At 42.4% G+C, this 11,761-nt stretch carries 9 protein-coding genes; 5 read left to right on the plus strand and 4 right to left on the minus strand.

Annotated elements, in window-relative coordinates:
• Positions 1-135 precede the first annotated feature (135 nt).
• The 3 genes from DXD04_RS08250 to DXD04_RS08260 all read right to left on the minus strand — a co-directional run bounded on the left by DXD04_RS08250 (position 136) and on the right by DXD04_RS08260 (position 3,624).
• Positions 136-639 carry a hypothetical protein gene (locus DXD04_RS08250; protein WP_117672517.1) on the minus strand — a complete coding sequence of 168 codons (504 nt, stop codon included), beginning with the start codon at positions 637-639 and terminating at the stop codon, positions 136-138.
• A gap of 74 nt (positions 640-713) precedes the next feature.
• Positions 714-1,883 carry an AIR synthase-related protein gene (locus DXD04_RS08255; RefSeq protein ID WP_117672519.1) on the minus strand — a complete coding sequence of 390 codons (1,170 nt, stop codon included), beginning with the start codon at positions 1,881-1,883 and terminating at the stop codon, positions 714-716.
• Positions 1,884-1,965: 82 nt separating this feature from the next.
• Positions 1,966-3,624: a glycoside hydrolase family 10-like protein gene (locus DXD04_RS08260; protein WP_117672521.1), complete on the minus strand. Its 1,659-nt coding sequence runs from the start codon at positions 3,622-3,624 to the stop codon at positions 1,966-1,968.
• Between the two features lie 178 nt (positions 3,625-3,802).
• Here DXD04_RS08260 and DXD04_RS08265 point away from each other — a divergent pair, with 178 nt between their 5' ends.
• Positions 3,803-5,233, plus strand: coding sequence for a carbon starvation CstA family protein (locus DXD04_RS08265; RefSeq protein WP_117672523.1), 1,431 nt, complete (start codon positions 3,803-3,805; stop codon positions 5,231-5,233).
• Positions 5,234-5,300: 67 nt separating this feature from the next.
• Positions 5,301-6,542 (plus strand): hypothetical protein, encoded by a 1,242-nt coding sequence (locus tag DXD04_RS08270; RefSeq protein ID WP_117672526.1) that lies wholly within the window; start codon positions 5,301-5,303, stop codon positions 6,540-6,542.
• Positions 6,543-6,610: 68 nt separating this feature from the next.
• Here DXD04_RS08270 and DXD04_RS08275 read toward each other — a convergent pair whose 3' ends face one another.
• Positions 6,611-7,996, minus strand: a complete 1,386-nt coding sequence (locus tag DXD04_RS08275; protein ID WP_117672593.1) for an alpha-d-galacturonidase — start codon at positions 7,994-7,996, stop codon at positions 6,611-6,613.
• Positions 7,997-8,227: 231 nt separating this feature from the next.
• Between DXD04_RS08275 and DXD04_RS08280 the strand changes: the two genes are divergently transcribed.
• The 3 genes from DXD04_RS08280 (at position 8,228) to rhaM (ending at position 11,690) form a co-directional block, all read left to right on the plus strand.
• Positions 8,228-9,505, plus strand: coding sequence for a rhamnogalacturonan acetylesterase (locus DXD04_RS08280; RefSeq protein WP_117672595.1), 1,278 nt, complete (start codon positions 8,228-8,230; stop codon positions 9,503-9,505).
• A gap of 212 nt (positions 9,506-9,717) precedes the next feature.
• Positions 9,718-11,364: a rhamnogalacturonan acetylesterase gene (locus DXD04_RS08285; RefSeq protein ID WP_181977468.1), complete on the plus strand. Its 1,647-nt coding sequence runs from the start codon at positions 9,718-9,720 to the stop codon at positions 11,362-11,364.
• A gap of 11 nt (positions 11,365-11,375) precedes the next feature.
• Positions 11,376-11,690, plus strand: coding sequence for an L-rhamnose mutarotase (gene rhaM, locus DXD04_RS08290; RefSeq protein ID WP_040313315.1), 315 nt, complete (start codon positions 11,376-11,378; stop codon positions 11,688-11,690).
• Positions 11,691-11,761: the final 71 nt, after the last annotated feature.

Genomic DNA, 11,761 nt, shown 5'->3' on the forward strand with positions numbered 1-11,761 from the left:
TTTGGGGAAATATTGTCAATATGGTCTTTCCGCCAATCTAATATCCGAAGAATATACCGCTAACCTCTCCAGCAGTTAGATCTTCTAATATTTAGACGAGAGGTATATCGCTTGAATATATAAATAGTATGACAATTACCAATATCTTTCTATAGCAATATATTGTTTGTAATCATCTATAAACTCTTTATTTTTGTAATATAAAGCCCCTTTTCTGTTAAATAGACTATATAATTCATCATTAATAACTATTTCCTCATTTTCAGAGTCGAGTGCAGCAGTGAAGCTGTCTCGTATTTTGGTTATTGAACCACTATTATTTTTAATTCCTATTGGTGCATGTGATATATGAATTAAGTTACCCTTACCCCAATAAATGGCATCTTCTAATGAAACGACTTTTCTAAAGAGTGGTACATTATTGATTGAAGGTATTTTTTGTGAAAACAGAGCTTCTTCTAATACACCTTCTTTATCATAAATATCATAAAAATCAATAGGTCTTGAATATTGACTGCATTTTGCTTCTTTATTATCACTTATAAGTATTCTAGCATATACATTGTTGCTATAATTTTTTCCAAAAGCGACAGCAATTATGTATAGATCTATATTGATTTTATCATAAACCTTTTTCATCTTAAGGTGTATTATTAATGCCTTTTTGTTATTGGAGTAAATTCAAATATGCCTATAAGTATGGCTTTATTATATTAATATTTGAATTCTCCAAATTCAGAACGGATAATCAGTTCCTTGTGGTCACTTTCTTCGATGCGTCCGATAATCTGTGCGTCGATGTTGAACGACTTGCTGATTTCAATTACTTGTTCCGCATGTTCCGGTGACAGGTAAACTTCCAGGCGGTGTCCCATGTTGAATACCTTGTACATTTCGTCCCATTCGGTGCCGCTTTGTTCTTTAATTGTACGGAACAAAGGAGGAACAGGGAAGAGGTTGTCTTTGATGACACGGCAATTGTCGCCTACGAAGTGCAGCACTTTTGTCTGTGCACCACCTGAGCAGTGAACCATACCGTGGATTTCCGGACGCAGGGCATCCAGCAATTTCTTAACCACCGGTGCATAAGTACGTGTCGGAGAAAGAACCAGCTTGCCGGCATCCAGTGGAGAGCCTTCTACGGCATCCGTCAGTTTCAGTTTACCGCTATAGACCAATTCTTCAGGTACAGCCTTGTCGTAGCTTTCCGGATATTTTTCAGCCAGGTATTTGCTGAACACATCATGACGGGCACTGGTCAGACCGTTGCTTCCCATACCACCGTTGTATTCTTTTTCATAAGTAGCCTGACCATAAGAAGCCAGACCGACGATTACGTCACCCGGACGGATATTGGCATTGTCGATGACATCGACACGTTTCATACGGCAAGTTACCGTACTGTCTACAATAATCGTACGAACCAGGTCGCCTACATCGGCGGTTTCTCCACCTGTGGCATATACGCCGACACCCATTTCGCGAAGTTCAGCCAGCAACTCATCTGTTCCGTTGATGATGGCAGAAATCACTTCTCCCGGTACAAGCAGCTTGTTACGGCCGATGGTAGAAGATACTAAGATGTTATCTACCGCTCCTACGCACAACAAGTCATCGATGTTCATAATCAATGCATCCTGTGCGATACCCTTCCATACAGACAAGTCGCCGGTTTCTTTCCAGTACAAATAAGCCAGTGAAGACTTTGTTCCGGCTCCGTCGGCATGCATGATGTTGCAGTACTCCGGGTCACCTCCTAAAATATCAGGAATGATTTTACAGAATGCTTTTGGGAAAATACCTTTGTCAATGTTCTTGATAGCGTTATGTACATCTTCTTTAGATGCAGATACGCCGCGCTGCATGTATCGTTGATTGCTCATGAGTATAGTAAGTTTGTTTGTTTCAATTGAATGTGCAAATTTAGTGATTATTCCTTTTATTACCATGCGTTTCGGGATAAAATCAGTACACCGTTACTCCTGCAGGGGTAATTGTGCCGTCAGGAGCTAACAGGCTGAATCGGAAAAAGCCTTTTCCCGTTTTCTGAGGAATGTCTTTCTCAGGCTGGACTGTACGTAGAATCTCCATGCCTGTGGCGTCACTCACAATGAGTATATATCCGCTTGGGATAGCCGGAAAGCTTCCGTAATAAATCACAGGATTGTCTTTAGCCGGTATGTTTAAAGCCAGTGGGGTGCTTTCATATCCAAAACGGTTTACGGCTGTAACTGCCCAGTAGATACCTCCCTTTGTGGATAAATCCGGCTCAAATGTGTATTGACAGCTGTCCGTACGTGTAATAATCAGGTTTTGAGTCTTCTCTGTATCTACCGGATAAGTGGCAGATGCATAAATCCGGTAATAGATTCCTCCCGGCAAAGATGGGGATGCCTTCCAGCTCATTTCGATATTGTTTCCTTTTAATACCAAAGAAGGAGAAGTCGGCTGAGAGGGAGGATTGCCTTTTGTCCATCGCATGGGAGGCACTACTGCCGGGTATACGTAAAAATGGTTCGTCAGTTCGTCCAGTATTCCTTTGGTATTCTCCAGCATGAATTTGTTACGGAAATAAGCCTGTCCATCCAATCCAATTCTTCGGGAGAAATAAATCTGGCGTATGATTTCATCTACTTTCCAGTTCTGCTCTTTAGGGTGAAGAAAATAGATTCCCAGTCCGGGTACTATCCAACGTTCATTCTTGTTTTCTTTCCAGTCGAGTGCAAAAGGGTAGAAGTGATTTCCCTGGAAATACATCATGGGGAAAAGCGCATCCTGAATACCATCATTCAGCCATTTTTGTGCATCCTGATATACTGTGCTGTATGCGTTCCAGCCAAAGGATGAATAACGCCGTGTGTCGTTGAACTTCCCGATGGGGGAACTGCTGACTTTCACCCACGGCTTCAGTTGCTTTACCTCCGCGTAAATTCGTGCGACAATGCGGGTAATGTTATCCCGTCTCCATTGCTTGAGCTCCTGCTTTTTCCCATATTTCCGATAGGTATCTTTGTCCGGGAACTTTTCGCCCTGCTCCGGATAGCGGATATAATCCAAGTGGATGCCGTCAATGTCATAGCGACTTGTAATTTCCTTGGCTATCCGGCTCAGGTAATCGGCTGTTCCTGGATTTCCAGGGTCAAGGTACCAGCTCCCGTTGAACTGCTTGCAAAGTGCCGGTTGTTTTTTTACTACACAGTTCTTTCCCAACAGCGTTACTTGGCGCTTGTTTCCGATAGGAATACACACCAGCCATGCATGAAGTTCCAGTCCTCGTTTGTGGCATTCTTCTATCGCAAATTGCAGTGGGTCATATCCGGGGTTCTTGCCGGTATGTCCTGTAAGACTTTCTGCAAAGGTCTCAATTGCAGAAGGGTAGATAACGTCTCCCCGAAGACGGGTTTGAAAAAGTACGGTATTGAAATTGGCTGCCTTTAAGGCATCAAGTTGCCGGATCAGCTCATTTTTCTGTGCTTCAATTCCCTTGGCCGAATTCGCCTTCCGTGTGGGCCAGTCCATTCCTCCAAGAGTGGTCAGCCAGGTGGCGCGTATTTCCTCTTTAGGCTGAGCTTGTAAGGAAAGCAAGCTGCTTATAAATAGAAGACCGATTAATAGTATGCGCATATCTTTTAAATGTTTGTGCAAATATACATATAAATTGCGGATATGTAGAGAAATAAGATAATAAGCCGGAAGAAGAGGAGAAAGAATGAGGGCTTGCGGAGTAAATTTTTCTTGAAAACAGTAACGGTTTGTTTCTTTTTATTACTTTTGCGCGATAATAAAAGATAAATTGATAGATATGATAACGTTTACTCTCGCATTGGTATTATTGGTGGTGGGATATTGGGTTTATGGAAAGTACGTCAATTCCTTGTTTGCTCCTGATTCTACACGTAAAACGCCGGCTTTGACAATGGCCGACGGGGTGGATTTTATTCCCCTTCCCACATGGAAAATTTTTATGATTCAGTTTTTGAACATAGCCGGACTCGGACCTATTTTCGGAGCGATAATGGGGGCGCAGTTTGGTACGGCTTCTTATTTGTGGATTGTGTTCGGTACGATTTTCGCCGGAGCCGTACACGATTTTTTGTCCGGTACCTTATCGTTGCGTAACAATGGAGAAAGTCTTCCGGAAATTATCGGTCGTTATTTAGGAAGCCGGACTAAAAAGGTGGCCTGCGTGTTTACTGTCTTGCTGATGATTCTGGTCGGTGCGGTATTTGTTTCAGGACCTGCAGAGCTGCTGGCTGGTATGACTCCTTCTGCGCTGGATGTGTATTTCTGGATGGTCGTGATTTTCTTGTATTACATTTTGGCGACCATGCTTCCTATTGATAAAATCATCGGACGCATTTATCCTTTATTTGCCTTTGCCTTGTTGTTTATGGCTGTAGGCATCCTTGTTATGCTGTATGTCAAAAGTCCGGCCTTGCCTGAAATGTGGGAGGGATTTGGTACGAAATACGAGAAGAACCCGATTTTCCCGATGATGTTTATCTCCATTGCATGTGGAGCCATCAGCGGTTTTCATGCTACCCAGTCGCCTTTGATGGCGCGTTGCATTACAAATGAAAAGCACTGCCGTCCGATTTTCTATGGAGCGATGGTAACGGAAGGAATTGTGGCACTTATCTGGGCTGCAGCGGCGACTTATTTCTTTCAGGAGAACGGTATTGTGGATAAAGTGACCGGAGTGGCTTATTCCGGAGCTAAGGTCGCTACAGATATCTCAAAAGACTGGTTAGGGGCATTCGGTGGCATTTTGGCCATATTGGGAATTGTGGCAGCTCCTATTACGAGTGGTGATACCGCCTTGCGTTCGGCACGTCTGATTGTGGCTGACTTTTTTCATGTAGAGCAGCGCTCTATCGCTAAACGTCTCTTCATTTGTATCCCCATATTCTTGGTTACCATCTTGTTGTTGGTGTACAGCTTTGGAGATGCGGAAGGATTCAAGATTATCTGGCGATATTTTGCCTGGTGTAATCAGACTTTGTCTGTCTTTACTTTGTGGGCCATTACGGTCTGGCTGGTTTGTGCACGGAAAAATTATTGGGTAACCTTGATACCGGCTCTGTTTATGACTTGTGTTTGTGCCACATATATTCTCATTGCTCCCGAAGGGCTGGCCTTGTCGGCCGAAGTGGCTTATCCTGTCGGATTGTGTTGTACACTGGTGGCTGCGGTCTGGTTTGTATGCTGGTTCCGCCGGATACGTTCCTTATAAAGAATTGTTTGGCTGTTCTATAGATTATGTATAATTTTGCGGGCTGTAAAGGTAAAAGTAATTTCAAATGAAAAAAAGATGCTTTTTAATGTGGGTCATGATGGCCGCTTCGGCAGGGGTAATGGCTCAGAAAGAAGGGTTTGGTTATAAATTTTATGGACAGGTGCGGACCGACTTATTCTATAACAGCCGTTCCAACTCAGAAACTGTCGACGGACTTTTTTACATGTATCCTAAGGATGTAGCTCCTGATGCGGACGGAAAGGATTTGAATGCCAAACCGGATGGTAACTTCTATACATTGTACACCAGATTGGGAGTGGATGTGACCGGACCTACCTTGGGAAAGGCAAAGACTTCGGCAAAGGTGGAAGTCGATTTCCGTGGTTCGGGTACCACTTATTCTTTGTTCCGTATTCGTCACGTGTATTTCAACCTTGATTGGGGAAAATCAGCCCTGCTGGTTGGACAAACATGGCATCCTCTGTATGGAGATGTAGCTCCTGAAATTCTGAACTTGAACATGGGAGCACCTTATCAGCCGTTCAGCCGTGCACCGCAGGTTCGCTATCGGTTTACAAACAAAAATTTCAAACTGACCGCTGCTGCTATATGGCAGTCACAGTATTTGTCGGTAGGTCCTTCTTCAAATGAGGCAGGAGCCGTTACTACAGTTAAAAGCCAGAGCTTTATGAAGAACGGTTGCTTGCCCGAGTTTTATTTGGGCATGGATTATAATCGTCCCGGATTGCTTGCCGGAGCGGGTGTGCATGTGTCTTCCATGTCTCCTCGTACAGAATCGAAATACAATGACAATATATACAAGGTAAGCGAACGCGTGACAGGAGTTTCAGCTGAGGCGCATGTGAAATATGTGCACCGCCGTTTCTTGCTGGCAGCCAAGAGCGTGTTAGGGTCAAACCTGACGCAAACCAGTACAATTGGCGGGTATGGCATTACGTGTACCGACTCTCGCACGGGTGAACAGGAGTACACTCCTTTGCGTGTATCGCATACTTGGGTAAATATGATGTATGGAAGCAAGTTCCGTGGCGGAGTGTTTGCCGGGTATCTCAAAAACTTGGGAGCATCGAAAAGTGTGACTGGAGTATTGGGTACAGGAACAAATATCGACCAGTTGAATACACTGGGAGCCGAACTGACTTACAATCGCCCGAACTGGAAGTTCGGAGCAGAATATACTTGGACCGGCGCGTGGTATGGCGATTATACCGACAAGGCACGGGTGACCAACACCCATCTGGTGAAAAATAACCGCATCGTACTGACTGCTTTGTTCCAGTTTTAATTTGTATCAATTATAATGAAATAGCGAGAAGATGCATCGGTGAGGGATGCCGCTTCTCGCTATTTTTATTATTCTGCTTTCTGTTTATATAGTTTATCTAAATCTATACTGGGTGCTTCTTTGTGAAGTAAGATAGTAGCGGATACCTCGTTAGCCTGAAAATTTTCCACATTTGATAACCGATTGATAAACTGACGTACTGTATCTACTTTTACATTTTCAACAAATACATTACGGATTGGTAATCGGGCATCTCCTTTTAGCTCGTAAATGGCATCAGCCGACTGGCAATGAATGTTCTTTACATGTATTCCATCTATACGGGTGATACGTGTTTCATAAGTTGGAACTAAATCTTTCCATTGGTATAATACTTCAGTGTCTACTTCAAAGGTACGAAGCATGTCTCCAGCTTCGATGTCTTCCAGGTAAATGTTTTCGATAAACCCTCCACGACGATGGTTTGTTTTTAAGAAAAACAGGCGGTGTACATTTTGTGGAGCTTTACAGCGGATCATGTAGATATTGCGTACTCCTCCGGAGATTTCACTTCCGATTCCGAGCAGGGTATGTCCATTGAGAATATCACAATCCCGGACGACGATATTTTCACTGGGTGTGTTGAGGCGCCATGCATCTTGGTTACGTCCGGATTTGATGACCACCGCATCGTCTCCCTGGTCGAACTTACAGTTCTCAATCAGAAAGTTCCGGCTCATTTCCAAATCGATTCCGTCATTGTTGTGCCCATGAGCCTGCACATCGAGGTGGCGTACTACGCCACTGTTACACAAATAGAGATGGATGGTCCAAAAAGGACTTTGGCGGATATGGAAATTTTCTAATAATATATTTTTGCAGCGGTTAAAATGAATGAGGTGTGGACGAAGATGATTTTCTCCTCTTGCCATTTGGCGTTGTTCTACAGGAACATCTGTTGACCCCATGGAATACAATTGTCTTAATGCGTTTAAGTGAGCTTCCGGACGTTTAAACCACGTACGCCAGGTGCCCATGACTGGAGCCAGTGTTCCTTTTCCGGAGATACCTACATTCTCACATTCAAATGCATAGATAAGTGGCGAGTAATTATAGCATTCCAGCCCCTCCCAGGAGGTCATTACAGCTGGAAGGTAATCATTGGGATTGTCAGAGAATCTGACTACAGCTCCTTCTTCCAAAAAAAGGTTGACATGGCTTTTGAGGTGAATAGGTCCGGTAAACCACTCACCGGCTGGGACTACCACTCGTCCGCCTCCCGCACGGTGGCATGCTTCAATGGCTTTGGCAAATGCCTGGGTGTTTAGATGATTGCTTCCCTTTTGGGCTCCATATTTTGTGATGGAGAATTCTTTATTGGGGAATGTGCACAAGTGTACGGAATCCATAGGGAAAGGAGCTTCCACATGTACAGGTTGTACGTTCACTTTTTGTGCTGAAGTTGTATACGCCATCAGGCTGGCAACAAAAATAGAAAATAATGTTTTGCTTCTCATGGTAATGTATTAGTTAGTATGCCTTTTGTGGCAAAGGAAAGCATTCTTTTGGAAATAAATCAGGTGTGAATGTCCTTATAAATGTATTTTTGTACGATATTCTATGATTCCGTACGTTTGTCTGCATCCTTTTTGGCCATAAGCGTTTAATTTTGCCTTTACAATAACCTAAGATGAAAATGTATGAAAATAAAGCGATTTCTGAATATTGGTCTTGCCGGTCTGTTTTTGGCAAATGTGGCTTATGCACAAAGTTATCAGTTTGATTTTAGTGAGAAGAAAAAAGTCGAGAAAGGAGTGATTCAAATCTCTTCAGATTCAATATATCCTTGTAAAGGTGGGTATGGATATGATTTCCTGCCTGCACCGGTGAAGAAAAGTAACGAACCTTTTTTCTTTTCGGTAGATGTTCCTGATGGAAATTATCTGGTGACAGTTACTTTAGGTAATGCCCGGAAAGCTGGTTCTACTACAGTGCGTGCAGAATCCAGACGTTTGTTCCTTGAAAATATATCTACTCGGAAAGGAGAGTTTCTAACTTATCGTTTTACGGTGAATAAGCGTAATACGATAATAAGTGATGGGGAAAAAGTACAGATTAAGGAGCGGGAAAAGAATAAATTGAACTGGGATGATAAGTTGACATTTGAGTTTAATGGAGATGCTCCTTGTCTGGCTAGTCTGAAAATTGAACCGGTAAATGATGTGGTGACCGTTTTTTTAGCAGGTAACTCTACTGTAGTAGACCAGGATAATGAGCCATGGGCTAGCTGGGGACAGATGATTCCGCGCTTTTTTGATGAACATGTATGTTTTGCAAACTATGCAGAAAGTGGTGAACGTGCCGATACCTTTATTAAGGCTGGTCGCCTGAAGAAGGCTTTAACTCAGATGAAAGAAGGGGATTATATGTTTATCGAGTTTGGGCATAATGACCAGAAATTAAAAGGACCGGGCAAGGGAGCCTATTATTCATTTGCCAGCAATTTGAAATATTTTGTAGATGTAGTACGTGCAAAAGGGGGGATTCCGGTTTTTGTGACTCCTACCCAACGTCGTTCATTTGACAATTCTGGTAAAATACAGGAAACACACGAAGACTATCCTGATGCGATGCGTTGGGTTGCCCAGCGTGAGGGAGTGCAGGTGATAGAATTGCATGACATGACCCGTGTGTTTTATGAAGCTATGGGAGTAGAACCTTCTAAAAAAGCTTTTGTGCATTATCCGGCAGGAACTTATCCCAATCAGACGAAGGCTTTGGCTGATAATACCCATTTCAATCCATACGGAGCGTATGAAATTGCTAAATGTGTGATTGAAGGTATTAAGCAGTTGAATCTTCCCTGGGTTAAATATTTGAGAGATGATTATCATCCTTTTAATCCTGCGAGTCCAGATAAAGTAGATACATTCAAGTGGAATGAAAGTCCTTTCACGGAGATTGAGAAACCTGATGGAAATTGATTTTTGTAAGTTATAGAGTCTTATAAGTTTTAATAGGTAGGATAAGCTATTTGAGGTAAAAGGGAGAAAGAGCGGACTAAATGATCAATAGTTCGTTCTTTTTTTATTTGTCAATAGATTTATGTACAAAAGCACATGATTGTGTACAATATTCCATGCGAGAGTAATCTCTTTCTGCTATCTTTGGAATTTGAAAATAAGTAAATATGTATATGAAAAAACACATAATGTGGGGAGTCTGGTTGCTAGGGGCAACCTGCTTTTCTTTTTCTGCTTATGCGCAAAACAAGGTGAAAGCGCCAATGGAAGATGTTAACCAGGTAGTCGATTTGACACTGGATAGCTTGAATAAAGCAAAAACAGCCAGACCGGTTGCGGGGTCTACCCGTAAGGGGAATAATCCTGTACTTTTCTTGGTAGGAAATTCAACGATGCGCACCGGAACGTTAGGCAATGGAAATAACGGACAGTGGGGATGGGGATATTTCTTCCATGAATATTTTGATGAAAATAAGATTACAGTAGAAAATCATGCGTTGGGAGGAACCAGTAGCCGTACATTCTATACCCATTTGTGGAAAGATGTCTTGAAAGGGGTAAAAAAAGGCGACTGGGTTATCATAGAACTAGGGCATAACGATAACGGACCGTATGACAGCGGACGTGCACGGGCTTCTATTCCGGGTATCGGTAAAGATAGTCTCGAAGTGACAATTAAGGAAACAGGGGTAAAGGAAACGGTATATACGTATGGTGAATACATGCGTCGTTACATTCGTGAAGTCAAAGCTAAAGGAGCTCATCCCATTCTTTTTTCTCTTACTCCGCGCAATGCTTGGGAAGATAAAGACAGCACTATAATTACTCGTGTAAATAAAACTTTTGGTTTGTGGGCTAAACAGGTAGCTAAAAAAGAGCATGTACCTTTTATTGACCTTAATGAGATAACGGCTCGTAAATTTGAGACTTTTGGCAAGGAAAAGGTAAAATATATGTTCTATTTGGATCGTATCCATACCAGTGTGTTTGGAGCACGGGTAAATGCTGAATCTGCCGCCGAAGGAATTCGTGAATATAAAAAACTGGAACTGGCTCGTTACCTGAAACCGGTCGAAAAAGATACAGTTACAGGATCAACCCGAAAGAAAGGTTGTCCGGTGCTATTTACTGTAGGTGACAGTACGGTACGTAACCAGGATAAAGACGAGAATGGTCAGTGGGGATGGGGAAGTGTGATTGCCGAACTGTTTGACTTAAATAGAATTTCTGTAGAGAATTGTGCTAAAGCAGGCCGTAGTGCCCGTACTTATTTGGAGGAAGGTCGTTGGGATAAGGTTTATAAAGCCTTGCAACCTGGTGATTTTGTATTGATTCAATTTGGGCATAACGACGCTGGAGCTATTAATACAGGAAAGGCGCGTGCTGAACTTCCAGGAGCTGGAGAAGAAAGTAAAGTCTTTTTAATGGAAGCCACTAAAACTTATGATGTGGTGTATACATTTGGCTGGTATTTGCGTAAATTTATCCGCGATGCTCAGGAAAAAGGGGCTATCCCTATTGTGTTGAGTCATACGCCACGTAATATGTGGGATAATAATGAGATACAACGTAATACCACATCTTTTGGTAAATGGACACGGGAAGCTGCTGAAGCAACAGGTGCGTATTTTATTGACTTGAATAAGTTGTCAGCAGATAAATTGCAACAGATTGGTTATGAGCAAGGTCTGAAATACGTAGCTCCTTATTTCTGTAAGGATCATACACATACATCATTGAAAGGAGCGCACTTGAATGCACAAAGCATTGCAGACGGTTTGAAAGAAACAGATTGTACATTGAAAAACTATTTAAAATAATTGGAGGTACTATGAAACGTGAAGCTTTTAAAATGTTCCTGAAACCAGGATTTGAAAAAGAGTATGAAAAACGCCATGCTGCTATTTGGCCGGAGCTGAAACAGATGTTGTCTGAAAATGGGGTGTATGATTATTCTATTTATTGGGATAAAGATACCAATATCTTGTTTGCTTGCCAGAAAACGAAAGGTGAAGAATCTTCACAGGATATGGGAAATAACCCGATTGTGCAGAAATGGTGGGATTATATGGCCGACATTATGGAAGTAAATCCTGACAATTCTCCGGTTACCATTCCTTTGCCAGAGGTTTTCCACATGGATTAAGCAGGTAATTCAATACAAAGAATGAAAAAAGTGCATGGCTTTTTTAGTGATGCACTTTTTTTATATTTTTG

The sequence above is a fragment of the Phocaeicola plebeius genome, from assembly GCF_003437535.1.
Taxonomy (GTDB): Bacteria; Bacteroidota; Bacteroidia; order Bacteroidales; family Bacteroidaceae; genus Phocaeicola; species Phocaeicola plebeius_A.